We start from the raw sequence: 25557 nt of genomic DNA on the forward strand, positions 1-25557 counted from the left end.
TCAATTTCCTTATTAACATTTGCCTAACGTTTTTCAGACTAGTTGATCACAAATTTAGGTAAATTGATCTAAATCAATCTAGAGTGTAATTGATGATTTGATTATCAAATAGGAGAGGTGTGTCTAGCGTATGAGCGACCTCTTGTTGATTACAGCATTCAAAGGTCGTGATTATGGTTGGCAACTCTCGCTCTTTTGCTTGCCACGTGAGGCTTTTCTACATACGCTAGCCACTCTCTTAATCCCTATACAGACGTGATTGTGTTGGAAAATGACTAATATCTTTATCGTTGTAATTGTTCTGGTTGTGTTCTTTTACTTTATCCAAAAGTATCTAGTGAAGCATGACGACACCAAAGATCATGCCTATCAGAAAAAAGGGTCGTTGATGTCGGCGCAACAGGCGACATTTTATAACGCACTTAAATCTGCAGTGGGTAACCATGGCGAAGTGTTTGCCAAGGTCAGCATGTCGAACGTTCTTGTTCCAGCTAAGGCGAACAACAAGAAGAATTGGTTTATCGCCAACAACAAAATCTCACGTAGTTACTTTGATTTTGTCGTCTGCGACCCGCGAACGTTAGAGCCCCGCGTGATCATCGAACTTGATAACGGCAAAGAGCTCAACAAGGGAAAGGCCGATCGAGAAAAGCTACTGATCCACGTGTGTAAATCGGCAGGATTGCCACTGATTGGTGCATCTATTAAACACAGCTACCAAGTGAGCCGTTTGAAGAGGTTACTGGCAGCACACATCGATTTAATCGAGCCATCAAAAGAAGTTCGATTCTGTAAGAAGTGCGGCAGCCCGATGATCATCAAACTGGCCAGCCAAGGCGATTACAAAGGCCGACGATTCTTCACTTGTAGCCGTCAACCAAACTGTACGTATACAGAGAACTACAACGTTGTATTCGATGTGGATGAAGATTCTAACTAATATCTTGAGTTAAAATGCTTTATTAGAGGGGTAAGACACGAAACAGGCAGATGTATATAGCTATTGAACTAGAGGCGAAATGTGATCTACTTCAAGCCATTGATCTGCTTTGTGTTTAAAATTTATTCTGATTGTTGTTTTTAAAAGCAAACGAACCGTTTTGTGCAAATTTATCCTTGCACGCTACCCATTCACTCGTTATTATCCATCTCGTTCTGAAGCGTTAGCCACTTAGTAAAGCGGTTAGTTAAGTTTCAAAGCATTGCCCGCTTAGCTCAGTTGGTTAGAGTACTTGCATGACATGCAAGGTGTCACTGGTTCGAGTCCAGTAGCGGGCACCAAATTATACGAAAGAGCCCACCTAGTGTGGGCTTTTTTGTGCCTGTAGTTCCTTGTTTTATCAGGCTCTTAGCTATTTCTTGGTCCCAAGAGATCCCATGATGTGTTGTAAAATCCACCGTTTAAAGTAATCTCTGAAGTAGTCTTTTAAGATCTAAGCAATTTCGAGGTTACTTCAGGGGGGTTACGATGGCGAAAAAGGTACAGCCTTTAACGGCTACTCAAATCAAACAAGCAAAGCCTAAAGAGAAAGAATATAATTTAGGTGACGGTGATGGATTATCATTGAAGATTAAGCCTATAGGAACAAAACTATGGCGCTTTTCTTATTATCACCCTATTTCACGAAAGCGCTTGAACCTAGCCTTAGGTAAGTACCCTGATATCTCCCTAGCCAAAGCAAGAACTAAAGCGATTGAGGCAAGAGAGCTTCTTGCAGACGGTATTGATCCTAAAGAGCATCGTGATAATACGCTTAGAACAAAGCAGCTCGAGCTATCAAACACATTGCAAGCAGTATTTGATGACTGGATTGAAGTTAAGAAAACAAGCGTCAAAGAGCAAACGGCTAAGAAATTGAAGCAACGCATTGAGAAGTACCTCTTACCTGACCTAGGTAAGTTTCCCCTTGGTGATATAACAGCCCCTCAAGCGATCAAAACAATTAAACCCATTGCGAACCAAGGTAAATTAGAAACAGTAGGACGCTTGTGTCGCAACCTCAATGAGATAATGACCTTTGCAGTAAATACTGGTGTGATTGAGCACAACAAGCTCGCAGGCATTGGTAAAGCCTTTGAAACAGCTAAGGTGACCAATCAAGCTTCGTTAACTCCTGATGAACTTCCTGAGCTCCTCAAAACAATCAACTACGCGTCAATTAAACCTATCACTCGCTGCTTGCTAGAATGGCAACTTCATACTATGACAAGACCAACTGAAACGGCCGGGGCACGTTGGGATGAAATTGATAAAGAAAATATGCTTTGGGTTATTCCTGCTGAAAGAATGAAAAAGGGGAGAGTACATACTGTCCCTTTAACAAAACAAACTCTAGATCTATTAGAAACTATTGATTTCATCACAGGTGATAGTGAATACCTTTTCCCTGCAGACAAAAGTAACAAAAATCACATCAACAAAGAGACAGCAAATAAAGCATTAGTAAGAATGGGCATGAAGGGCAGGCAAACTTCTCACGGTTTACGCGCATTAGCTAGTACCACTCTAAATGAACAGAACTTTGACCCAGACATTATTGAAGCTGCACTTTCTCATGTAGATAGAGATAAGGTAAGAAGCGCATACAACCGTACTGATTACCTTGAGCGTCGTAAAGTTCTCATGGCGTGGTGGAGTGATCATATTGAAGGGGCTGCAACGGGAAGCTTGTCGATGAGTGGTAAAAAGAGCCTTAAGGTTGTGGGTTAAAAGGTACATGAAATTTGATTTTAATAAACGTTCATTACGTTGTAACTGATGTCCTTCATTGAATTTAAAGGCTGGGCATTGGCATAGAGAACGGTTTTTCTATGGCGCATATAGCCTAAATAATTTCAGACATATGTCATTTAAGTGAAATCTATTTACTTGTAAGGTGCCAATATGTCAAACGTAACCACTCGCTTAATTCGTCTCAATGACGTACTAATAATGACCGGCTTATCAAGGTCGGGAATGTATCGCTCTATAGAAAAACAGCAATTCCCATCACAGGTGCCAATTGGAGATAGGGCCGTCGCATGGGTAGAAAGTGAGGTTCAAGACTGGATTCTTGATAGGGTTGCTCACAGGTAACAAGTTATGTGGCGGAGAAGGAAATTGCTCGCATAGTGGTAACGAATAGCAGTTACAATAAACTATTTATAAGGTCTTCGCCGTCCTACCAATCTTTTGATACGTAGTCTTGCGTCCCTGTCGTTCAATGACTTTTGTAAGGTTGCATTCTTCGCCTTCAATTCTTTTATCTCTTTTTTCAGCTCCTCAATATCCAACAGTTCTCCTAATAGTGAATCAATCGCGTGCTCTTCTCGTTCCAGTTTTGGAAGCAAAAGGTTGGCCTCGAATTTCTTGTTTTTGTTCTTTTTTATTAGGTTAACGGCAGCCACAAGCGTTTCATTCACTACGTATGTTTTAGATACTTTCAGCCGTTTAGATAGGAAGTTGAGGCACTTTTTTGCATTTGGGGATAGTAAAAATGTTGACGTTTTTTCACGCTTTGAATGACTACGCCATGCACTTCTTAACAGGTTCACCTTGTGCTTGTCTTTGTCACTAATATAGCTTTTACAGGTCCAATTGTCGATGAAGTTTTGAGCAAAGCTTTCATCGGTTTGGATGTCTTTAGTGCGATTTTTTTTTGCTATTTCTTCTATCCATGTCTGTCTTTTAGCATAGCTTTTTAACCACGTTGCCATTTCTAGGTTGTCTGACTTGAACCAACTCATTCTACTTTTTAGCGATTTTTCATCCATAAAATAATACACCTATTATCCACTCTCAAACGATAGTAAATGTTCCGTGTTTAATTTTAAAACTTTATTTTAAATACGTTTTATATTTGTGATTAAGGTGGTTTTAAAGTTTGTACAGTTTTTCTATTATTAGGCACAAATAGGGTTTATATAGTGGTATCTAGGGTTGTGTCTGATGGCTGTTGTTAAGTTTCTATCTGAGATGAAGCATATTTCTCCTGAGGGAAGATACTTATTTTTAGCGATAATTTGCGAGCAAATTAACAAGAGAAACGTGTCGGCAGATATGTCGGTTTCACATCTACGTGAAAGTTTCGGCGTCTCTCATAAAGTCGTTTCTGAATTGCTTGTTTATCTTCAATATCATCACTTAGGGGAAATGAAAAAAACAAAGCACGGGAAGCACGAATTCATTTTTGATTCAATCTATTTAGACTCATTGAAAGAGGGGGGCTTTCTATCTATTCATGAAGCATTTTTTGAGGCTTTTTCACCAAAAGTTCAAACAGTTCTAAAAGGAAAAAACCTCAAACTTAGGCCCTCAAACCTTCTTTTGATCGGGATATTTATCTTCCATGCAAATGAATTGGGCTTTATTCAGTCATCCATCACTGGAAATGAAGAGCTGCTATCAGAAAGTAAGATTCGACGTTTAATGGGGGGGATTAATCAGAGTCGTTTGAAATCTCAATTAGCAACACTGCGCAAAATAGGGTTTATTAAAAGAGAGGCTGGTGGTGGTGTGTGTCCGATCTACTTCGGCAAGTTTGGCAAGCGATATCAGGTTGATTTAGGCTTTTTCTCGTCGCAAGAAAGTGAAAATGCAAGGAGAGCCATACCTAACAAGGAAGCAATAAAAAACGTGAATGGCTTAATATATGAGACGCCTGAATGCTACCTGATCTATCAAACAGCAAAAGAGTGCTCTCTGAAATATGAATTTGATTTTGAACTGCCCTTCAAGCTCTCTTTTTTGATAGGTAAAAAGATCAACCTTGATAAGAGGCTTGAAAATACGAAATCTAAACGTATAACTGAGGCAGATTTCGTTGATGAGTTTGATCTGTCGCGACTAGCGTGCGATCCCTTTTTCAGAGTGGATGGGCTTACTTTAGGCATCTTGGCTAAATTAGAAGTTTTGACGGCTTTGATACTGATGAACCATTGGCAAGCATTGACCAGTGAAACGTTCGATAAGCTCGATAAGTTACTGGAGGATGATTCCGAAGTTCAGCAAGTTGTTCAAGAAGGTTCGATATTTACTCAGAAGTACCTCAAGGAGCCAAATGATTCTGTGTTATTAAAAGACGTGCATACATTTTGGAAGAATAGTTTGCTCTCTCTTTCTTCAGGGTTAGCAATGTCGTTGGCAAAAGTGATTCGAGGGCATTGTTCCCAAGGTGCTCGTCTGAACATGGTCAACTTCTTGATGCATGATTTTCAACACTACGCACCGAGAAAGGGGAAGTATCCTTCCTGTAATATTTCAGCGTCATATGTTGTTGATGGCACCTATTACGACTTAAATATCGCCAGTTCTAAATTTCATGATAGTCCAACTCTTCGAAGCGGGCGTTTACTTGATTTGGATTGTGAGAATCTATTTATAAAGGAGCATACCTATATCTATTTTGGCGAAGGTTAATACATGACCGCTTAGTACTTAATTTCAGAGTAGCCTCAATTGCTTGAATCTAGTGTTTATTACTCAAAATTGATTGAACTGTCACGTTGACATCATTTGCGTTTGGTTAAACCTAGAATGCAATGGTTCGACAGGGGCATGTTCTGATCTCGTTATTGCGGTATGGTAATATTACGTATATATCATTTATCAACTTACCCTTACCAAACACAATTCAATAAAGATACTTACCTCATTAAATAACCGCTCCCAATCATCTTATACCAGAGACATTCACCCCAAAGGTATAATGATGAAAAAATTTAAAATAACGACCAATGATACATTCAATGGATTGCCAATCTTAAAGCTAAAAGGCGGTTTAGTTAGTAGCTATCTTGATAAGTTGTATGAGACGATTGATAAAGCCGTTACACAATATCCTCGAACGACAGCCATTAGAGTAGACTTGCGTTTAGCTAAGTCTTTATTGTTTGATGACTCTAGTGTCATAAAGAACTTTATCGCTTCGCTGGATGCTCAAATTCAAGCTGATCTCAGTCGAAAAAAAAGGAGAGGTCAAACGGCTCGTAGTTGTAAGGTTCGATATGCTTGGTGTAAAGAAAGAAGCACGTCATTGAGTCACCATTACCACCTTGTCTTGTTATTGAATAAAGACGTCTACCATTCTCTTGGAAGGTTTGATCAAAAAGGCAATTTATCAGACATGATAAAGAAGGCGTGGTGTCGAGCGTTGGATATCAAAGCCAATGAAGGTGATACCTTAGTCCACTTCCCAGACAACCCTACCTATTGGTTAGAGCAAAAGTCAGATAAATTCTACCAACAGGTGGATAACCTGTTTAAACGGGTCAGCTATTTGGCTAAGGTTGAGACCAAGCAATCTGGGAATAGATCACGAAGTTTTGGGTGCTCTCGAACTTAAAAAAATGAGGGCAAACCATCGCCCTCATTTAATCCTTATAAACAATTAATTTTGAGTGACGGTTTGCATCTTAATAGCCGTTATTGAACTCACTTCTTTTTCCGTTGTAGTACCAGCGTCAAAGTTGATGTAGTACTCGGTAAAGGTCCCACTTGGATATTGATAGAACATCAGTTCATTATCGCTGACGACGGCCATTCGTTCGTTGGCATCGAGTTTAGTACCACTAGAGGCACCGATTGTCGTTATAGCGGGTTGGCTAAATTCAGCCTTACTGATATCAAAACGCATGAAGCTAGGCAGTGCATTATTATCATCTGCACTTGAGTACATGCAGTACAGTGAGGTTTGGCCTGCATTGGCTACGTGGCCACTATGCGCTTTAGAGGGTTCGAGTTGTGTAATGGTTTTGGTTGTGTCATCGAACTGATACACAGAGCAATCTGAATGCATTTTATAATCACTACGGACCACACTCATGGAGGACGGTCTGTACCCATTGGTGGTCCATAGAGCATCGGTTTGGTTTAAGGTAGTTCCATTCAATGTAAGCTCTATAAGTGCATCATCGGAATCTCGAATTGCATAGAGTTTATCTGCGTATAGAAATGGAACAGACAACAGTGACGTATCGTAACTAAAGTTGTGCTCTGTACCGTCTTGCTCTACCCACGTTAAGCTATCGCCACTCCAAGGAACAGTGACAATATCACCAGTTGATAGAATTACATTGTTTCGGAAGTAATCATCAAAGACTTTAGAAATGGTAAACGTCCCATCAACAAGTTCGGCTTTATGAAGGCTGAGTTCATCACTGTGCCTTAAGTAAATACGCGTGCTATCTCCGTTGTGGGAAAAGCGTGTGTTGGTGACCCAAGCCTCATGTTCAGCTTCGACCTTCTTATAGATAGGAACGCCGCTCTCGACTAATGGATAAAGATCACCGGTATTTTTGTCCTGTATGAGGGTGTAACTGCCTTCGTACACCACGTCATCCACGGTGACGGTGACATTACTCATGTTGATTGCGGAGTAGGTGGTATTGAGGTCGACGATCATATCGATAGTTGGAGTCGCAACACTCTCAGTATTATCGCCTTCGAAACTAATCGAGCTTACTTCACCGCTTTCAGGGTTCTCATAAACGTATGCACTTTGCCCGTCATCTAAAGGCGTATTGAACATAGCTGCTCTAGAATATGCACGATAGCCAGTCAAATCGTGAGCGCGAGGCTTAAAGGTTTGAAAACCATCATTAACAACACTCATGCTTGATAATGAGCGCGTTGTGTCTCTAGGTGGGGTATTGCTATTGGAGCCCCCTCCACAAGCTGTCAGAGCTAAAGCAATAGAGCTGATGAGAGTTGTCCTGAGTAACTTAGTATTTTTCATGATCATTCCTTGTGTGGTTGTGTGAACATTTGTCTTTAAGTGTTGGTTCTCGTTTAGGTGTAATGACCTCAGATAGTGAAAATCCCTTTGGATAGGTAAATCCGAATGTACTGATGTAAATGTCTTGAATTTGATTTAAAGGGACAGCGCAAACATGGCTTTGGAATTGGTAGATCAATTGAAGGGCTTCACTCTCTAACACAAGCCCAAGTGGACAGATGTACTGGAGAGTTTGTTCGCTGTTTAGATGGAGGCGAATTTCACGCTGGTAATAGATTGCAAGACAAAGCTTGTCAAAGAGAGCGTCGTCATAACCTTCTTCCTCATCAATTAATCTGTATCGAATATCTATACGTGGACCTTGGTTGTGGTCCGTTAACAAAAAGGGTGCAAAAGCGCATTGCATACTTGATAGGTAACTTTCAGGAAGTGTTGCTTTTAAACTCTCAAAAGCAAACTCAAGAAGTACAGATTCTTTAGGGCCCATGAATACATTGGGTTGGGAGCTTCGATGATAGCTATAGGGGAGGGTTCTATCGTCTTTTTCAATATCTAGGTAATCCGTCAGAATATTCAAGCAGCGTTGTACGGTACGTTTCGAACGCTTAATCCCAGTACTCGTTAATCGTTCATGAATTTCATTAACTGTAACTTTTCGTTGAGTCGGTATGTGGGAGTAAATTTCAAAGACTAACTCTATATGTTCGATGCGTTGTCTGTTTGGTTTAGAAGACATGGGACCACCAAAATTTAAACATGATCAATCGCCTCATCACTTAAAAGTGATGAGCTAAAGAATCAACTTGACTAGGGATCGGCTGGTGGCCACACAGCCTGATGCAATTACTTTTTGTAGTTAATGACGAGCTTCTTAGCTAGAGGGTACTTAGCTATTTCATAATCTGGGTTTCTTGTGGCTAAATTATGCGCCGATATTGCGGCTGCTGAAGCTAGGCCAAAAATGACAGCAGGGCCGGAAGCCAAGGTAGCAGCCATCGTTGTAGAGCGACCTGCTGTGTATATTCGACAAGATAGATTTTGAGCTTCTATAAGCCGGTCTATCTTTTTCACCGTCTGAGAGAAGTTTTTTACCCGAGTTAAGGTGAACGACTCTTTTCGTTGGATTAAAGCGATGAGCTCTTCATCATTGGTATGATGCAGTACATTACTTGTGGTCATTGTGAATCCTTAGTTGGGTGTCTATGAACCATCACTGATGGCATTAGGATAAGGATGGGTGAGACAAATAACGTCTCACTCAAATAGCGGATAATGATTATGTGAAATGGGCTGTATATTTGAATTTAAATGATCTCGGGAAAGGCCATTATTTATCCTTTGCTGCTTCTAGAATTTCACTCAGTAGATAACCTCTGTTCATCAACTCAATAGTGGCTAAGAGCCGTTTTAGGTGAGTAGAAGAAAGGCGTTGGACGAATTCAAACAGTTCGTGATCTGAGCTTTGCTCTACCTCCTTTTTAAAGTGCTGATACTGTTCATTAAGGTAATGACAACTCATGAGAGCTACTCTGATGAGCGCTTTTGTGAGCTGCTCTTTCAAAGGGGGGATATTGGGCATGGTTGGTATCACTTATCGGTAATGTCATGATAAGTCGTGGGGTGAGAGTCAATGATGGAAATTCATTCAGGCCTTGCTACATATAGGGTTAGCTCTCTCCGAAGCACGACTTCTTGATGGCTGTAGTGGTCCGGTGCCTTTCTATCGTGACATAGACCCGGACGGGTTGTTCTCTCATTACGAAGTGATAGATATAGAGTCAAACGCTTCCATGTCGATGTAGTTTAAGAAGTTATCCTGCCAAAGCTCGAACATCTCTACAGCGGAATAGTTACCCTTGATTGGGCTCCATCCCCCGAACTCTGTAAAGAACGCTTGGTCTCGAAAGTCAAAGTCTAGACATCGCGCCAATTCTGGATACACATTCCCAGCGTAAGCAAAATCAGTGATGTATTCGACATTCCATAAACCACTGGAGATCTGTGTCATCGCGATTTCAACAGGGTGAAATCCACCAGCTTCTGAGCTGTATGAACTATCTCGAAAGTTGAACGTCAGGTAAGTACTTTGAGCTATTGACTCACTCTGGGTTAATTGTTGTTGAAAATGGTTGTTTAACAGTGCGTGAAGTTTGTCTGACACAGGTAAACTTGATGGGTGAAAGAGCAGTGTAGACATATTGATGTCTCCTTGAATTTAGATGAAAGAGTGTGGTGATTGGTTAGCCTTAGCGGACTTGAGTGAGCTGTATGTCATCGAAGACATGCTGAGTTAAATGCTCATGGAAGGCGCACATCCAGGCTTGGAACACTTTTGTTGTGACAGGGTGGCTCAGGCTGGCTGCCCCCGCATCTGGTTGATAGCACCAGTGATTAAGTAGGTGGAAATAGAGGTACACATCGAGCGAGTCGGTGGCTTTGTCTTGATAAGTAAAATTGGCCACGAAAACCAAATTCCAATCAGAGCGTGAATTCTCCCGCTTTAACTGAATCTCTACAGGAGCGACCCCTTCCTTTGTTTTGTAGTAGCTAGTATTTCGGCAGTTGAGTGCAATGCGTGTCGTGTCTTTAGGAATCGAGTAGCGAGCGATGGTTTGCTCTAACTGCTGGTGGAGTTTGCTATTGAGGGTGATGTCACCATAGTGTTTCTTAATCATAACCAGCCCCTCTCTGCAAACGATGTGCATTGTTCCCCGACAACAATATGATCCAGAACTCGAACATCAATGAGCGCTAAAGCATCTTGCAATCTCATCGTGATGCGCTTGTCTGCTTGGGACGGCTCAGGATCGCCTGATGGATGGTTATGAGCAAAGATAACCGCCGCCGCATTGGCCTTCAGAGCAGTCTTTACAACCTCCCTTGGATAGACGCTTGCCGCATCAATCGTCCCTTGAAACAACTCTTCAAATTCAATTAATCGGTGTTGGTTATCTAGCAACATGACGGCGAACACTTCGCGTTCACTGCCGCCTATCTTAAATCGCAAATAGTCTCGGGTAGCTTGTGGGTTGGTAAATACATCTCCTCGTACGTAACGCTCTTCTAATATCTCTGCTGCCTTTTCTAGAACGCGATGTTCATGCTCTTGCTGTGAGAGTAGTGGTGGTGAAAGTGTTCTCATTTTGGTTCTCCTTTAATCAGGCTTTAGGTTATTCACTTTAATGACATATACCTCAAAAAGGTTTGAATCAGAGTCAGCCTAGCAAGCCTCATTTTTTTTAACACTATCTCCTTATCCCATGAGGACCACAGGCATAGGAGAACGTCCCATGAGATTTTTAAAGCTAAAAGAAGTGATTGAGAAAACCGCATTAAGCCGCTCGGCGATATACAGAAAAATGGACGAGGGTGATTTTCCTGTATCGGTCAGCTTGGGAGATAGGGCGGTTGCTTGGGTAGAAGAAGAGGTGAACAACTGGATGGAAATGCGCTTGGCTCAAAGGGCAAGTCATTAAACTGAATTAACGCTAAGACACAAATTAGGGCCTTACCAAAATGGTAGGCCAAAACTTGAACAGAGGAACAAGACTATGAACGAAGAAAACTGTGCAATCTATATCGGTATCGCAACATCAAAAGGAAATGCATCAAACCTACAGGGTGGGGTTGGTATCAGTGTTTATAACTATGATGAGCAGCTAGTTGACGAAAGTAATTGGTCGATAGGTGGGACTACGGATAGTTCAGAGTTAGAACTTATTGCTTTAATAGAAGCGATGGCTTATGCCAAGGATGGAGACTGTTTATATTCTAACAGTGAGTATTGTGTGAAAGGGTTCAATGAATGGTTAGATAACTGGAAAGCAAAAGGGTGGCGCAAATCAGATAAGAAACCAGTAGCGAATAGTCATTTGTGGAAGAGAATCGATAAGCTTCGTGCGAGTAAGTTTGTTGAAGTAAGGCGTGTACATAAGGTCTGGGGTTTTGATCCGATGGGGAGAGCGGGGGATATGGCAAGGGAAGCACTTTGAGTGTTCGGTCACACGGAGTGAAAAGGTGTTGAATATGAAGTCTGGGTTAGGAAGTGCTTAAGTTGACCTACCCCAGCACAATTATAAGATTGCAGTAATTCAACGTGTTGTGTTGGCTATGAAGAGCCCGATGTTTGCCAACATACTGATAAAGCTTGATATCTCACTTTCTTCGCAAAAACATAAAAGATGTGAATTTCTTCAGGAAAAATTAGCGGAATATGAACACGTACACACTAAATTAGGTAGAATGCTTAGTTATACAGTATTGAGTCTAAGTAACAGCGTAAGCTATCCTGGTTATCACCTGTACTTCTGTCTACCTAATATTTTCATGGGGTTATAAAACTTGATTGATTTACGAAGCGCACTTAGTGTGATGTCAAAATCGTCGCCATATGCAGTCTCTACAGAGCGAGACGCAACAATATCAACTGACTTAGATGCTGTAAAAAAGTATCTTTATGTACAAACAGATATAGAGACTGACTTTGTTAAGCAATTGAAAGGACTATCCTCAACCGATAAGAAAATCATTTTTTTGTGTGGTAGTAGTGGTGATGGCAAATCCGAAATACTGACAAAGTATAAGAAAGAGTATCAAAATAGAGCTGACTTCCATCTCGATGCAACCCATAGTTTTCGTCCGAGTGATTCGGCTATTGAAACGCTGGATGAATTGTTTACTGAGTTTAACACTACACCGAAGCCGCTAGTTGTAGGCATCAATACAGGTATGTTGGGTAACTATGCTGAAGAAGGCGCGGTGACCGAAGTAACATCATCAATCAAAGCTTTTTTAGAGAAACAGCCGACCTTAGAAAATCATATCTTTTTAGATTTTGAAGACTATCCTAAATTTACGTTAGAAATTGACGGTCATACTTCTAAGTTTGCAAAAGATCAACTACTAGCTCGTGAAGGCGAGAAAGATCTGAACATTGATTTACTTTTTAAAGCTCGTTTTAAAAAAGATTGATTAATCAGTGGCGTAAACGCGGCTAAATTTTAATTTATCTTCTTTCAGGCTTTAAACACACAAATAATTGGAACATTGAAATCAATATTTTTGGAGTACCACTTGAATTTACATGATGCTCTCGGAGTTTTATCAAAATCTTCTAAATACTCAGTCTCAACTTTACGGACAGAGAATAATGTAGATGAATTGCAATATCTGAAAGATCACTTATATATTACACCAGAGATACAATATGACTTTAAGATTGCTTTGCAAGCAGCAGTCGATAATCCGATTCCAAAAAGAATTATATGTCTTTGCGGAAGTTCTGGAGATGGAAAGTCTGAAATTCTAACTCAGCTGTATAGAGAGTTTTCTTCCGAGATAGACTTTCACCTAGATGCTACTCATAGTAGCAGCCAACATAAATCTGCAATCGATTGTTTAGATGAAAAGTTTGATGAGTTTAAACTGAGCAATAAGCCTTTAGCGATAGGCATAAATATTGGTATGCTTCAAAAGTTTATTAAACAAGGTAATGATAGGCATAGTGATATAAAAGAGTCTTTTGAAGAGTATTTTAAAAATAGACATGTAAAGGGGTTTGATGCTCGATTGGTTAGCTTTTATGATTTCGAATGTTATCCCAGATTGAATTTCTCATCTTCTAAGATAACCTCTGACTTCATATCAAAATTTTTAGTAAAACTCACAGAAGAAACACGAGAAAATCCTTTTTATAGAATTTATCAGTTAGAAAATAAATCTAGCTCATATGTTGCAAAAAACTTTGAGGTTTTATCATTACTCTCATTTCAAAAGAAATTAATTGAACTCTTTGGATTGGCAAGGCTAACGGAAGAGCAATTTCTTATTCCTAGAGTATTTGTAGATTTCATTTATCAAATCTTAACCATTGAAAATAAAGATGGAATTATTGGTAATGTTTTTTCTAAGTTTGATAATGAATTTAGTCGCTGTTTTGCTAAAGTAGACCCTATTCATATTCGAAGCAAAGCACTAGACAACTTTTACTTAGAATATACGACACATACTTTGTCGGCTGAAGTGCAAAAAGATATTGAAATTATTTTGTCTTTAGTGAACTTTAGCTTGTCACCTGAAGGTATTGTCAGAGCTTCCTATCTTTTAGAGGAAGAAAGTCTTGATTCATCTTTATCAGAAATATCTAGAAATTCTTATTTAGCCTGCTCTCTTAATAACTATCTCAATTTAGTTAATATCTTTAAAAAAACAAAACTCACAGATGAAGATGAAGATGTTTGTTTGAATATTATTGAAGAAATAATTGTGAAATCTTCATTAGATTACGCTAATCGACTATTGCCTTCAAAAGCGGATGGTTTTATCGTAAGTAGAAACTTAGACGATTACTCCATCTGTAATAAAGTGAATATCCAAGCTGATGTTGAATGGATTGAAAAGCATAAGCTAACTACTACAGACTTCATTCCTATTCCGCTGATTATTAATAATGGTGACTCACCTTATATTTTCAATATTGATCTAAACACAATGATTCAAGCTATATACATATCAAATGGCTTTAGACCTAACCGTCAAAGCTTGGAAGGCGTAGCAAAGCTTGATGAGCTAATTTCTCATATTATAGATAAAACAATAAAAACAGATGCAATGAAAATAATCAGTGATAATAAAGTTATATCTGTTAGTAAGAATAGACGTAGGTATACGGTGGAGCGTTAAGATGGAAGATTTTACTACAATAGAAACGTCTATATCAGATATTGGCAAGCTTATCGAAAAAAACAACTTATCAGCTTATAGCAATGTAGCTGATCAGTTTTTACCTATAGGCCCTCAAACACTGAAAGATCATAAGTTAGACTGGGAGCTTGTATATCAATCTTTAATTGAAGATTTGTATCAGCTATCTTTAGGAGGTAGGGACAGAAATACGCTCAAAGATGAAGTATTAGATTCATTTAGAAATAGTCGAGATACCAGAGATTTAGTTGAGGTTTTTGATGAGCTATATTTATCTTCAAATACACTAAGTAATATCACTCCACTAGCGTACTTAGTTGGTAAAAAAGAAGCTCCATCTGCCAGAACTAAAACGATGATAAATATTGTTCAGGGTCTTGTAACATCGCCTTTAATTGAACATATGGCTTCTTGTGGAAATAATCCGCTAGAGTCATTGTTAATAGAGAAGATAGAAGACCTTTGCCAAGCCAAGGCCTTCGGTGAAAATCGATTGACTTATTTACCCTTTTTGGCAGAAGTATTTTCGAAAGACATAAAAGCACTGACAAGAAGCCCAAGTTATTTTCTGGCTGAATTAGAAAGCTTTATTAGCCTTTATACTTTCCTTTACCTTACGCAGCTTACTAACCAGGTTTGTATCCCAGATAATCGATATAAAACACCTCAGGCAAGGCCTCTCTATTTTATTTTAGAAACAGAAAGAGCAAGTAAAGAAAGGCATGAATGTAACCAATATGGTTATGATTTTTTGTTTAGCAAAACTCGTGGTATCGCTTTTAACCTTTTTCCTTATTTAGGCTATTTAAATCGACTATCAAAGAAGCCAAGCTGGCAGTTAACTAAGTATGATTTCACATCCAAAGTTAATGAACTTAATTGTTCCGTAGCGAAGTTATTTGACGAATTATACCAGGATGAAGAACTCCCTCAATCGGCCATAAACTCTGGGCTTACTTTACAAAAGCTGATATTTGATAGAACTTCTAGAAAAGATGCTAACAAGAAAGTTGTTGAAATTTTCGAGAAAAAATTTGCCGCAGAATTTATCACTGACAGAAAGGCTGCCGGTAAGTACTTTGTATTAAATTCAAACATGCTTTTGTTGCTAACTAACTTGGTTATAAGTGACTCACCAGAAAGAAAGCTTCTGATAGATGATGTGATTGAAGGGTTTAGAAAGCGCGGTATTTGGTTAGATTTAAAGTCTAAAAAAGCATTATTACAATTCTACGAAAACGTAGGGAATATTGAAAAATTAAGTGACAGCGGAGATGCAGTTTATGTCAAAACTACCATTTGAAGAATTTTTAGCTAAGTTGTTTTGTCAATTTATAGCACAGTCAAATTCACTAAATAGTAAATATCACTTTAGTAGCTCTGATCCTGCTCAATCGATTAAATTGTATAATGGGTTTAAAAGCTTAAATTTTAAATCTTTGCCTGTTGGAAAATCTTTATTGAACTATATCGAGATTGAAAATGGTAAGAAGGTTATTGTTATGTTGCATCACCTAGGGGAGCAAGATAATAATTCTAATCATGAAGACTTTATAGCCAGTATTAGAGATGAGCTGAATGATATTGAAAATGCAGTCCTATTTGTAATTAATAATAGCTCCTTAGAAACACTAACATCTACATTTACAGATGTTAGTGTAAATCATAGTGTTTTCACACCTAAATATGTCAATGAAGCGCTGGTTGAACATGCTTCGGGTATTAAAGATGAATTGATTTTTAATTACTTGGTTGCTCGTGAAGAGAAAAAAATAAAAGAGCAAAATCTAAGTATATTTGGATATGAATCACTTTATAAATCGATTCATAAAGATAAAATAGACCTTAAAGAACACGGCCTTTTTTCGGAACCGAGATTATCAGAGATAGATGATGAAAAGGTACTTAAGAAAGAGTTAGATAGGAATGCACGCCTATCTCAAGTTATAAATTCTAGAGTCCATGATTTTGGTGACGAACCCGTAGAGCTTCAAAGACAACTCGAAGAAGAAGGACTCAGTGAACGTTACATTAGAGAAAAAGTTATTAAGGGCAACATAAAAGATGAAACTTTTTCTGAAATAGAAGCGGAAATTGAGCGGAATAAAGATAGAAACTTAGATCTTGTTGATATAGAAATAAACGGACAAAAGCTGGAAGACTGGAAAACTGGAACTTCAAAAAAATATGTTTCTTTAATTGGGGAAGTCACTTCTAATGTCATTGAATTAAAGATAAGAATGACAAGGGGAGAACCATTACTTAAACCTGACCAAATCACCCCTTATGGTGACTTAAAAAAGAACCAAGTCATGATATCAACCTCTAATCATGATCAGCACTCAACACTCAATGTAAAACTGCCATTTGACGGTAATCCATTATTTTTTCAGTTAAAGTTAAAAAGACCTTCGCAAAGAGAATGTTTTCAATTTAGTTGCTGTTTTGTAGAAAAGGATTCTTTCTATTTACATAATTTTTTTGAAAAACTAGAAGTTGAGATAAAAAGGAATAAGGGCAAAGTTATTTTGGGGAATATTCAAGATAAAATTTCTCTAAATCCTGAGGGTTTGTATGTTCATACGTTTACAGGTTCTGAGCGTGAAATAGATTGTAAAGATATTAAGGAAATCGATTTTAGCCAGAACAATGATGAAGAAGATTTGTTAGGTGATTTTGAGTTAGTTTTAAATGAACATCGTTTACCGCTCACCATTACAGGTACAAAGGTTATTGAAAGCGTGAAGCTTCCAAGTTTGTTTGACTTACAGCGAAGTACAGATATCTTTGATAATGACAGGATTCCTAAATATAAGCCTTCTAACTCAAGAGTTATTATTAGCGGAAGAGAAAAAGAGCTTTCGGTAAAAGCAAAGGAGTTGTGTGTTGATGAGTATAAAATTATTAGCGAAGGTATATTATATTTTGACGATACTGCCTCTAACACTTTATATTTAAGTGATATAGAAGCAGACTTTCCTGAGGTTGCTCAATCATATAGATCATTATTTCATTGGTTGGATAAAAATGAGACGTTGTTATCTATAACAAATTGGCCTCTAGAATTACTAAACCTAATCGAAAGTACGCTACATACTATTAAAGTTGAATTAGATAGTGTTCCTCAAGAAGCATTGAGTCTAAAAAGTCGAAACTTGTTAAAAATAGGTATGATTAAAAAAGGTGATGATGAGTTTTTTAGCCCTTTTCATCCTGTGTGTATGTCATATGCTTTAGAGTTCGCCAAATTAAGATATACAGATAGTGTAAGTTCATTTAATCGGATTCCGCAGACGACAGTAAATAAATTTAATGCTGCTGGATTACTTCCTATACTCTTTGACGAAAGCGAAGGGTTTGTTAGGACACAATCATTATCAAATAACAAGCTTTGGCTAGAAACTGTGCCACAAAAAGATTCAGGGAATAACTATGTATCATCTTTGGTACAGGAAAAGATTCAAGATTTTATAACTTGTTTCGATATGTTGTTTCAGCAAAGTGATGATGCACCTTTGATTATTAACTCTATTAATAATCAAAAAAACATTCATGTTTTTAAAGGTATTTTAAATTACTATAAAAAAGCAAAAGGTAAGGCTAAAAAGATACAAATTAACATATATGACGAGCTGTATTACCTGACCGCATTTGAAGAGTTTTCTGAAACAAGGAAAATTGAAGAACTACGAGAACTAGTTCGATTAAATAACTCTGACAAAGAAGCCATTCTTGATGATTTAATATTTAAAATGAGAAAGAATGTTACTGTTAATAAGGTGAGGGATTTTAGTGAGTATGATTATGCTCATTTGAGCTTCTTTAAGAATAATGAAGAAGTTTCGCTGAGATCTAATAATGTAAATGAAGGTAAATCAGGTATAGTATGTAATGGCGTATTATCTGGCGAAGCTTCTTACTTAGAAAATGAAGTTTTCTATACAGGTTTCGGTCTTAAGAATGTTCAATCTGAAAATCTATCTGTCAGTATAGCCTCTTTATATAATCAATTACTTTTCGCATCTCGAGACAAGTCAGCTAAATACATCAAGGGGAATGTGCCTGTACTTGCGGTGAAAGATACTTTTAGAGACAAACTATCTCAGTCATATGATTCGAGTTTATGGACTTGTATCATCGACCCTAAAGTAACCTTAGAGTTTTTTGACACAAAAGATACAATATTAATTCACTATGCTGACCAATATACTAACTCAGTCGCTTACGATGCTATTACTGTCTCATCTCGTGTTGGTCTATACAAAGACTTATTACAAAGCCAATCTGATGAATTAATTAGTTCTTTCAATGCATTAAATGGGCAGTGGCTTTTAAGTATTGTTAAAGAATCAGGTAAGAAGAAAACAGAAAATACAAAAAAACAAATTAAAGAAAAGCAAGGGATTGTAGCAGCCTATAAGTTCTTATCTAGTTTACTTGTAACTAGTGATATTACTTGGATACCTTTGTCTGTTGGTGAAATGTTAAGAGTTACAGGTAATCTAGGCCTTGAGATCAAAGATAATGATTTTGCTGCTCGACTACATAATAAGACCAAAGGCGCACTATCAGACGATATATTGTTTGTAGGTATTAAAAATGACCAACTTGTATTACTACCTCTAGAGGTTAAAACAAGAAAAAAAGGTACTGACTTTACTAAGGCAGTAAAGCAGGCAAAAGCACTATCTGATCATATGAAACGTTTACTGGAGCCTAAAACATTCAAAGGAAAAGTGTATCGCTCGTTATTTATTCAGCAAGTATTAACTCAAATAGACAAGTTTGAATTATATAGTGTTTTCCCAGAGAGTTACTTTACAGGTATACGCAACAACCCCTATAGCTTATTACAAGGTGATTACGATATTTGTGATCTTTCTAATTATCCAGAAGGTATCGCTTTAGCCGTCAATGAAGGTATGGAAAGGTCCAGAATTGAGAGTGAACTAGATGCAGAGGTTAATGTTTTAAAGATTCGCTTACCTCAAGAGTTTGTCAAAATGATCCATGAAAACTCTATAGAGAATCTATCTAAAAAATATCAAAATCACTCTGATTACCCTGAAATCAGTAAACTGAGTTTGCTTAAAGGGGAACTCACAACATTTATTAATCAAGAGCCAGAAACCGAAGATGAAAGCGTAACCACCAATAGCGTATCTTCAGCTAATGATAACAAAGAGATTTCGGTTCAAAGTAATATAGAAACTGAAGAGAAAATAGTTAATGTTGCAAAATTTGAGTATTCTAATGATTTCATAAGCATTGTTGAGAATTTGCTCCGGTTTTATGGTAGAGATATTGAGACTAAAGATGTTTTATCATTAACCGAAGGCGATTTAAAACATATTAATAGCTTTGGAACTTCTGAATTATTATCTTTTTACCGCTTAAAAGAAGCGCTTGAAAATATAACTTCCGAGCCTATAAATAAAACAGATAACAAAGAGCAACTTTCAATAAACGATGATTCAGCTAAACTGAGCACAATCAACGTTACGGCTGAGTATAGAGCATTGGTTAACACTTTGTTGAGAGAGTTTGGTGCTGACTTAACTGTAAATCAGCTAAATGATATTACAATCCTATCCTTGGAAAACATAAATGGCTTTGGAAAAGGTAAAGTTAAGAAGTTTTTTGAGTTTACTGACCAATTGAAGAAAAATGCATTTTCAATAAACCACCAAGATGATAAGCCGAAACAATTAGTTGATTTTGACCTCCCATTAGATGAACTTGAGTTTTTTCTAATTAGTGATCTTAAGAGTTTTTTCTTGCAAGAAGAAACTCGTGCGAATGATATATTATCAAGACGTTTAGGCGTTAATTGTAAAAGTGAGACACTTGAGGAAATTGGTAAAAGTTATGCCCTCACGAGAGAACGAATTAGGCAAATTGAATCAAAAGCTAAAAAGAATTTTATCGCCAAATTAAGTGTCTCACCTAAAGTTATATGGGCAATTACCAAAACTAATCTTAGTGAGTTAAGAGATCCTTTATTTCCTTCGCTACGAGACTACTTCAATACAAATAAGAATTTTTATTCGTTCTTAGAGGTGTGCTGTGCCCTTAAAGAAAATGAAATCACGAAAGTTACATCTCCTAACCTGAATAAAACTGCTTTTGAAGATTTTTGGGCCTGGAATAAATCACCTACCAATATTGAAGATTTATCTTGGTACTTACATGAAAACATGAATATCGAGCTAGCTGTAGCGGAAAACCAAATTTCTATTTGGATTCAAGAAGGTCTTCTTGAAAGAAATGAAGAAGAAATTAAGCCGCTTGCATTATCAAAAGTACCAGGAATAACTAACGCATTATTGGACTTTCCAAATGGTGATACATGGCAGAATATTCAAAACCATGCAAATTCAAAAAAAATTACTCTAGGTGATTTTTTTACAGACCGAGCAGAGCCTAGCTTAGGGTACGGAGCGGATAAAGAGTATTTATATCAATGTGCTCGCGGCACATATCGTCATTTGGCTTATCTCAGTATTTGCGAAGAAGATAAACAACAAATTTTAAATAAGGTTTACTCTAAATTAAGTGAACATAAGCACTCAGGAAGAAGCTCTGTTAACCTTTATGCTGATATATTTAAACCAGTAGGGTTTTCACATGAATACTTTACGGTTAGGCATATTGTTAGAGCTTTTGGAGAACCTTTTGGTATCTATTTTAATGGTAAATCAGGAGCTGATACTGTCAGCCTTGATAGTGAGTTTAGTTTAGCCTCTCAAAAAACAGTTTTAGTTGACTTATTTAAAGCGTCATTGAAGCCTTTATCTAAAAAGGATGTAGCATCTAAAATCAGAAGTCAGTCACTAGGTCATGCTTCCTTCTATTTAGATAAGCTGTTATCTGATGGTGACATAGTCCGTATAGATGAAACCCATTACGCGCATATTGATAATGCATTTTTCGGCGTGGATGTGGAGAAAGTCGTTAGAAAAGCAATTACATTTATAGGGAATGAGACTCGTGTAATTGAAGGCGAGAAAATTCAGACTTACTTAAACCGAAATTTGAATCTTGAATATAATAAGTATTTCTATCTTTCGCTGCTTAAAGCTAATGCAAGTCAATATGGTGCGGACTACTATTTTGTACAAAACCTGCTTTCAAAACAGCCTCTCAATGTTTCCGGACTTGCGGATTATTGTCGAGAGGCGTTAGCTTATACGTCCAATATGGTATCTGCTGTTGAGTATGTAAAAGACTATGTTTGTGCTAACGATAATGTTATTCGCAGAACATTGCATCGCTTAAGTGCGTTGTCTGAACTTAGTAGTTCTAAGTCTTCAAGTAATATTCAAAAGAAAGAATTTAACGAAGATCAAGCCCCCATTTTAGTGAGTGAACCTGTTGAGTCGTTAGGTAAAGAAGTAAGTGGTAGCCCATCAAAGCAGGGACAGTTAGAACCTGTTAATCCTCCTGCCAAAACGAATGTGCTCTCACTTGAAAATTCTAGGGTACTTATCGGGAGATCTGTTAGCTCACTTGAAGATGTCTACTGGGAGTATGGCAATAAAGAGCTCGCTAATCGACATCTAATTGTTTTTGGTCGATCAGGTCAGGGTAAAACATATTGTATTCAAGGTTTACTATTGGAAATGGCAAAGCTGCAAATGAACTCAATGGTGGTTGATTACACTAATGGCTTCTTACCGGAACAACTAGAGCCAGAGTTTATCAATTTTGTAAAACCACAGACAGATTTAGTGGCCTATCAGCCACTTGATTTAAACCCATTTAAAAAACAAGCTCAGAAAGTTGCTGGTATCAAGCTAACTGATAAGCCGCACGATGTTGCAGCAAGAGTTGCATCAGTATTTAACTCTGTCTACTCAAGCATTGGTGACCAACAACTGCCTACTTTGATTCGTACTATTGAAGAAGGTATTCAGCTTTATGGGACTGAGTATCATTTTGACCAAATGCTAAAAGATCTATTCGATGAAGGGAAGCATGGTGAAGCATTAGCGAACAAACTAGCCCCTATGGTTAAATCAAGTATATTTTCATGTAATCATGCAAGTGATGGTTGGCAAGGTGTATATGAGGCTTATCCTGCAACATCGAGGCTAATACAGCTTGCCACGTTATCTAGAGATATCTGGAGAATAGCAACGGAGTTCATCCTTTGGGATCTATATTCCTATGCCTGCGCAAATGGTAACAAGAATAGTCCGCTACCTGTTGTATTAGATGAAGTACAAAACTTGGATCAAAAGCTCGATAGTCCACTTGGTAAGATGCTAACGGAGGGAAGAAAGTATGGACTATCCTTGATCCTTGCGACCCAAACGCTAAGCAATCTTAAATCTGATCAACAGGACCGTTTATTCCAAGCAGCCCATAAACTTTTTTTTGCTCCCGCAGAAACGGAAATCAAAAGCTATGCAAATTTATTAGAGCAAGCTGTTCCTGGTTCAAGTAAAAAGGCGTGGCTACAAGAGCTTGGAAATCTGAAAAAAGGGGAATGTATTTCAGTTGGATTACATAAAAATGAGTACGGGGTGATAGAGCAGGGAGCTAAGGTTGTGAAAGTAGCCGATTTAAACTCTAGGTTATAATAACTGAGTAGTAGCTCGAAGCTAACTTGGCAGTCACCTCTCACTATTAAGTGGTGACTGTCAGATTAATTTGGTTCTGATTTTAATTTCCATCTTGTAGTTCATAATCGATTTGTAGCGTGAGAATATTTTTGAACAAGTATGTTAATAGCCTCATTAACATATGAGGCTATAAAATAACTTATAAGCTTTGTACCAATTTTAAGATACTTTTATGATTTCTTAAGGATGCAATACCATCTTCCACATGAGCAGCCCAAGCTTGCTGGTATTGCTTCGTATCCAATTCAGGGTAGTGCATCTTTAAAACTAACTCAGTCACATCACTGGTTTCACCTAGCCATGTAAACTTATCCAATACTAATGAGCCATCGAGTTTTGCTTCTATGAGGTTGTATCTAAAATCACTCTCCACAGAGCGGAAAAAAGCAATACGGGCCGATACGTTTGGAGTAACCCCTGTATAGCCTTTTAGCTTCTTCAGCTGTTCTTCTGTAGTGCGAGTCAAGTTCATGCGGTTAGGTAGCATTATACAGCCTCCTTGGTTGGCTCTTTCCAGAAGTAACCTTGTTTCAGTGATGAAGACTTGGTTGCACCATCAAAGCAGATTTCGTAAGTACGCGCGATATCATCTTGTATCATACTGGTATAGTTCTTATCAATCTCCGTATCAGTCGACAATATAACCACTTGGTGACTTGCTGTAGGGAAGTAGTTTTCTACTAGCTTATCTCTGTGGTGCGAATCCAATCGTCCAAGTGGAGTATCTATAATAATTGGTAATTTGCGACCTGATGTCTTACCTAGCGCTTCAAGGATTGAAATCGCGTAAATTTGTTTTTCACCAGCTGACATCGCCTTGCGATTGATCTTAATGCCGTGCTCGTCGATTAACTCAACATCAAATGTTGCTGGATTAATCGTTGCTGAAATTTTTAAATCTTCTTTTCGGGCAAGATTTTTATATGAAGCCACAAATTCGGATTCAAGTTGTTTTACGCGAGCCTTAGTTAGCTGCTCTGAAAACTTGTCTAGAAGTAGCATTGCATTTTGGGCATTAGCGACGCTGCTATCTTTACTAGCCTGATCTTTATTTTTGTCATGAAGTTTTTGAATTTGTTTTGCTGTTTCAAGTGCTAAGCGAAGTTCACGTTTCGCTTTTTCTAACAAGTCATGATACTTAATAATCAGTTTTTCTTTCTTCTTATCAAGCTCACGTACGTCAGAAAATAAGCCTTGGACCTGCTCTTGCTCTGGTGCGCGTGCAATATTGTTAGACGCATTATCTATTTCATCTTCAACTAATTTTAAGCGAGTTCTAGCTTCGTTAAATCGGTTGAATGAGTCCGAAGATTGCTGGTTTACTTGGTAGTCTATAGTCGCCGATTGACGGTCTGATATATCAAGTAATAGATCTTGCTGTGAAACATCACCTAAGTGGTCCGCAAGACTATCAGTGATGGCTTCCATTGCTGCTGGGGCTGAATCACTTAAGTTGAAGGATAGCTTAGCTCGTAGTGTCTCAAGGAATGAGTCTAACTCTTGGCCAAAGTTTTGTTTTTGCTTGATGCTCTGCTCTTGCTTGATCTTCTCAAGTAATGAAAACATTGTATTTGGAGCAAGTGAAAACGGTAAGCTAGTTTCCATTTCCATACGGATCTGTTTTTCTAATTCGACTTTCTCTTTTAATAACTCATCAACTTTTAGTGTTTCGGCTTCACGGGTTTTCGCCCATGCGCCACCACTTTGTGAAAGTTTGTTCTCTAAGTTGAGAATGTCATTTGATGTGAGCTCTATTTGAGCGTCAATAATATCCGCTTCTCCACGTAGCTTTTCTGAATTACGCTCATGTTCGATACGCTTGGTATCGAGCGAATCCATTTCTTCGCGGATTGATTGAGTAAGCGTCGAGGAGCCTTGTTTCTTTAGGTAAATACCTAAATCACTCTTAAGCTTCCCAATAACATCTAGCCCTAATAGGCGACGAACTGCAGTCTTTAAAACCTTCCCTGATTCATCTTCAGCCAAATCAGCGATTTTTTCACCATCAAAGAAGAAAAGATCAGCTATTCCAGTTGGGATTAATTCGTTTAAGAAACCTTGGCATTGTTCGTAATTGAGCTCGGGAATGGGAAGGCCATCTTTTTCGAGGCACAAATTGTCCTTCTTGTCTTTTTTCCAACCACGAATAACTTTGTATGTGTTTTCTTCACCGTTTTGGCTGTATTTAAATTCAAGTTCAATAGATGCATTGTCTTGAACACCACCGTGCCCAACACCCTTATGGATCAAATCACCTAAAGCTTCAATATACTCGCCATTCGACATCAATTGGCCAAATGATTGACGACCAAAAAGAGCCAAACGAACGGCAGTAAGAATTGATGTTTTACCTGCACCGTTTAAGCCACCGAATAAAATGATCGGGCGTTCGGTGCCTTCAATAGCGCCGTTTAAACTAAGACGAGCAGGCGCCGGACGTAAATCTATTTCGTGGTATCCACGAAATACTCTGAAGTTGTTTAACGTTAATTTAGTAATCAGCATGACTTTAA

The 25557-nt window shown here is 38.0% G+C and carries 20 protein-coding genes and 1 tRNA gene; 12 read left to right on the top strand and 9 right to left on the bottom strand.

Annotation, left to right across the window (positions count from 1 at the left end; all coding sequences use genetic code 11):
- The first annotated feature begins 271 nt into the window (after positions 1–271).
- The 4 genes from AC3CH4_RS07055 to AC3CH4_RS07070 all read left to right on the top strand — a co-directional run bounded on the left by AC3CH4_RS07055 (position 272) and on the right by AC3CH4_RS07070 (position 3076).
- A complete protein-coding gene (locus tag AC3CH4_RS07055) occupies positions 272–940 on the top strand; it encodes a DUF2726 domain-containing protein (RefSeq protein WP_004734944.1) in 669 nt (222 codons plus the stop codon).
- A gap of 264 nt (positions 941–1204) precedes the next feature.
- Positions 1205–1281, top strand: a tRNA-Val gene (locus AC3CH4_RS07060).
- A 187-nt stretch (positions 1282–1468) separates the two neighbouring features.
- On the top strand, positions 1469–2710 hold the full coding sequence (locus tag AC3CH4_RS07065) for an integrase domain-containing protein (RefSeq protein WP_488543536.1): 1242 nt from the start codon (positions 1469–1471) through the stop codon (positions 2708–2710).
- Between the two features lie 174 nt (positions 2711–2884).
- A complete protein-coding gene (locus AC3CH4_RS07070) occupies positions 2885–3076 on the top strand; it encodes a helix-turn-helix transcriptional regulator (protein ID WP_488543537.1) in 192 nt (63 codons plus the stop codon).
- Between the two features lie 62 nt (positions 3077–3138).
- Here AC3CH4_RS07070 and AC3CH4_RS07075 read toward each other — a convergent pair whose 3' ends face one another.
- The gene (locus AC3CH4_RS07075) at positions 3139–3753 is read right to left on the bottom strand and encodes a hypothetical protein (RefSeq protein WP_488543538.1); all 615 of its coding nucleotides are present in this window, start codon (positions 3751–3753) and stop codon (positions 3139–3141) included.
- 175 nt (positions 3754–3928) lie between these two features.
- On the opposite strand from AC3CH4_RS07075, the gene AC3CH4_RS07080 reads away from it, so the two are divergent.
- Both AC3CH4_RS07080 and AC3CH4_RS07085 read left to right on the top strand, forming a co-directional pair.
- Positions 3929–5398 (top strand): hypothetical protein, encoded by a 1470-nt coding sequence (locus tag AC3CH4_RS07080; RefSeq protein WP_488543539.1) that lies wholly within the window; start codon positions 3929–3931, stop codon positions 5396–5398.
- Positions 5399–5687: 289 nt separating this feature from the next.
- On the top strand, positions 5688–6323 hold the full coding sequence (locus AC3CH4_RS07085; RefSeq protein WP_488543540.1) for an inovirus Gp2 family protein: 636 nt from the start codon (positions 5688–5690) through the stop codon (positions 6321–6323).
- A 45-nt stretch (positions 6324–6368) separates the two neighbouring features.
- On the opposite strand, the gene AC3CH4_RS07090 is transcribed toward AC3CH4_RS07085, so the two are convergent.
- From AC3CH4_RS07090 to radC, 6 genes are all read right to left on the bottom strand, one after another.
- Positions 6369–7715: a hypothetical protein gene (locus AC3CH4_RS07090; protein WP_488543541.1), complete on the bottom strand. Its 1347-nt coding sequence runs from the start codon at positions 7713–7715 to the stop codon at positions 6369–6371.
- Entirely contained in the window at positions 7702–8451 is a 750-nt protein-coding gene (locus AC3CH4_RS07095) for a hypothetical protein (protein WP_488543542.1), read from the bottom strand. Before AC3CH4_RS07095 ends, AC3CH4_RS07090 begins: the two co-directional genes overlap by 14 nt.
- A 107-nt stretch (positions 8452–8558) precedes the next feature.
- Positions 8559–8894 (bottom strand): hypothetical protein, encoded by a 336-nt coding sequence (locus tag AC3CH4_RS07100; RefSeq protein ID WP_488543543.1) that lies wholly within the window; start codon positions 8892–8894, stop codon positions 8559–8561.
- Between the two features lie 577 nt (positions 8895–9471).
- Positions 9472–9912 carry a DUF2787 domain-containing protein gene (locus AC3CH4_RS07105; protein WP_488543544.1) on the bottom strand — a complete coding sequence of 147 codons (441 nt, stop codon included), beginning with the start codon at positions 9910–9912 and terminating at the stop codon, positions 9472–9474.
- A gap of 49 nt (positions 9913–9961) precedes the next feature.
- On the bottom strand, positions 9962–10390 hold the full coding sequence (locus AC3CH4_RS07110; RefSeq protein WP_146492465.1) for a DUF2787 domain-containing protein: 429 nt from the start codon (positions 10388–10390) through the stop codon (positions 9962–9964).
- On the bottom strand, positions 10387–10857 hold the full coding sequence (gene radC / locus AC3CH4_RS07115) for a RadC family protein (protein ID WP_488543545.1): 471 nt from the start codon (positions 10855–10857) through the stop codon (positions 10387–10389). Before radC ends, AC3CH4_RS07110 begins: the two co-directional genes overlap by 4 nt.
- Before the next feature lie 148 nt (positions 10858–11005).
- Here radC and AC3CH4_RS07120 point away from each other — a divergent pair, with 148 nt between their 5' ends.
- The 6 genes from AC3CH4_RS07120 to dptH all read left to right on the top strand — a co-directional run bounded on the left by AC3CH4_RS07120 (position 11006) and on the right by dptH (position 23002).
- Complete coding sequence (locus AC3CH4_RS07120; protein ID WP_065112419.1) at positions 11006–11191, top strand: AlpA family transcriptional regulator; 186 nt, start codon at positions 11006–11008, stop codon at positions 11189–11191.
- 75 nt (positions 11192–11266) lie between these two features.
- Positions 11267–11707, top strand: coding sequence for an RNase H family protein (locus AC3CH4_RS07125; protein ID WP_488543546.1), 441 nt, complete (start codon positions 11267–11269; stop codon positions 11705–11707).
- 349 nt (positions 11708–12056) lie between these two features.
- Positions 12057–12686, top strand: coding sequence for a DNA phosphorothioation-dependent restriction protein DptF (gene dptF, locus AC3CH4_RS07130; RefSeq protein ID WP_488543547.1), 630 nt, complete (start codon positions 12057–12059; stop codon positions 12684–12686).
- Positions 12687–12788: 102 nt separating this feature from the next.
- Positions 12789–14396 carry a DNA phosphorothioation-dependent restriction protein DptF gene (dptF, locus tag AC3CH4_RS07135; protein WP_488543548.1) on the top strand — a complete coding sequence of 536 codons (1608 nt, stop codon included), beginning with the start codon at positions 12789–12791 and terminating at the stop codon, positions 14394–14396.
- A gap of 1 nt (position 14397) precedes the next feature.
- The gene (dptG, locus tag AC3CH4_RS07140) at positions 14398–15720 is read left to right on the top strand and encodes a DNA phosphorothioation-dependent restriction protein DptG (RefSeq protein ID WP_132940238.1); all 1323 of its coding nucleotides are present in this window, start codon (positions 14398–14400) and stop codon (positions 15718–15720) included.
- Positions 15701–23002 (top strand): DNA phosphorothioation-dependent restriction protein DptH, encoded by a 7302-nt coding sequence (gene dptH / locus AC3CH4_RS07145; protein WP_488543549.1) that lies wholly within the window; start codon positions 15701–15703, stop codon positions 23000–23002. Before dptG ends, dptH begins: the two co-directional genes overlap by 20 nt.
- Before the next feature lie 181 nt (positions 23003–23183).
- Here dptH and dndE read toward each other — a convergent pair whose 3' ends face one another.
- Both dndE and dndD read right to left on the bottom strand, forming a co-directional pair.
- The gene (dndE, locus tag AC3CH4_RS07150; protein WP_123422797.1) at positions 23184–23531 is read right to left on the bottom strand and encodes a DNA sulfur modification protein DndE; all 348 of its coding nucleotides are present in this window, start codon (positions 23529–23531) and stop codon (positions 23184–23186) included.
- The gene (gene dndD / locus AC3CH4_RS07155) at positions 23531–25549 is read right to left on the bottom strand and encodes a DNA sulfur modification protein DndD (RefSeq protein WP_488543550.1); all 2019 of its coding nucleotides are present in this window, start codon (positions 25547–25549) and stop codon (positions 23531–23533) included. Before dndD ends, dndE begins: the two co-directional genes overlap by 1 nt.
- Between the last annotated feature and the right edge of the window lie 8 nt (positions 25550–25557).

The sequence above is a fragment of the Vibrio sp. QJM3NY_26 genome (assembly GCF_057786005.1).

Bases quoted from the DNA above. Each gene is read 5' to 3' on its own strand.
- AC3CH4_RS07055 (WP_004734944.1), top strand. From the start codon at position 272: ATGACTAATATCTTTATCGTTGTAATTGTTCTGGTTGTGTTCTTTTAC.
- AC3CH4_RS07065 (WP_488543536.1), top strand. From the start codon at position 1,469: ATGGCGAAAAAGGTACAGCCTTTAACGGCTACTCAAATCAAACAAGCA.
- AC3CH4_RS07070 (WP_488543537.1), top strand. From the start codon at position 2,885: ATGTCAAACGTAACCACTCGCTTAATTCGTCTCAATGACGTACTAATA.
- AC3CH4_RS07075 (WP_488543538.1), bottom strand. From the start codon at position 3,753: ATGGATGAAAAATCGCTAAAAAGTAGAATGAGTTGGTTCAAGTCAGAC.
- AC3CH4_RS07080 (WP_488543539.1), top strand. From the start codon at position 3,929: ATGGCTGTTGTTAAGTTTCTATCTGAGATGAAGCATATTTCTCCTGAG.
- AC3CH4_RS07085 (WP_488543540.1), top strand. From the start codon at position 5,688: ATGATGAAAAAATTTAAAATAACGACCAATGATACATTCAATGGATTG.
- AC3CH4_RS07090 (WP_488543541.1), bottom strand. From the start codon at position 7,715: ATGAAAAATACTAAGTTACTCAGGACAACTCTCATCAGCTCTATTGCT.
- AC3CH4_RS07095 (WP_488543542.1), bottom strand. From the start codon at position 8,451: ATGTCTTCTAAACCAAACAGACAACGCATCGAACATATAGAGTTAGTC.
- AC3CH4_RS07100 (WP_488543543.1), bottom strand. From the start codon at position 8,894: ATGACCACAAGTAATGTACTGCATCATACCAATGATGAAGAGCTCATC.
- AC3CH4_RS07105 (WP_488543544.1), bottom strand. From the start codon at position 9,912: ATGTCTACACTGCTCTTTCACCCATCAAGTTTACCTGTGTCAGACAAA.
- AC3CH4_RS07110 (WP_146492465.1), bottom strand. From the start codon at position 10,390: ATGATTAAGAAACACTATGGTGACATCACCCTCAATAGCAAACTCCAC.
- radC (WP_488543545.1), bottom strand. From the start codon at position 10,857: ATGAGAACACTTTCACCACCACTACTCTCACAGCAAGAGCATGAACAT.
- AC3CH4_RS07120 (WP_065112419.1), top strand. From the start codon at position 11,006: ATGAGATTTTTAAAGCTAAAAGAAGTGATTGAGAAAACCGCATTAAGC.
- AC3CH4_RS07125 (WP_488543546.1), top strand. From the start codon at position 11,267: ATGAACGAAGAAAACTGTGCAATCTATATCGGTATCGCAACATCAAAA.
- dptG (WP_132940238.1), top strand. From the start codon at position 14,398: ATGGAAGATTTTACTACAATAGAAACGTCTATATCAGATATTGGCAAG.
- dptH (WP_488543549.1), top strand. From the start codon at position 15,701: ATGTCAAAACTACCATTTGAAGAATTTTTAGCTAAGTTGTTTTGTCAA.
- dndE (WP_123422797.1), bottom strand. From the start codon at position 23,531: ATGCTACCTAACCGCATGAACTTGACTCGCACTACAGAAGAACAGCTG.
- dndD (WP_488543550.1), bottom strand. From the start codon at position 25,549: ATGCTGATTACTAAATTAACGTTAAACAACTTCAGAGTATTTCGTGGA.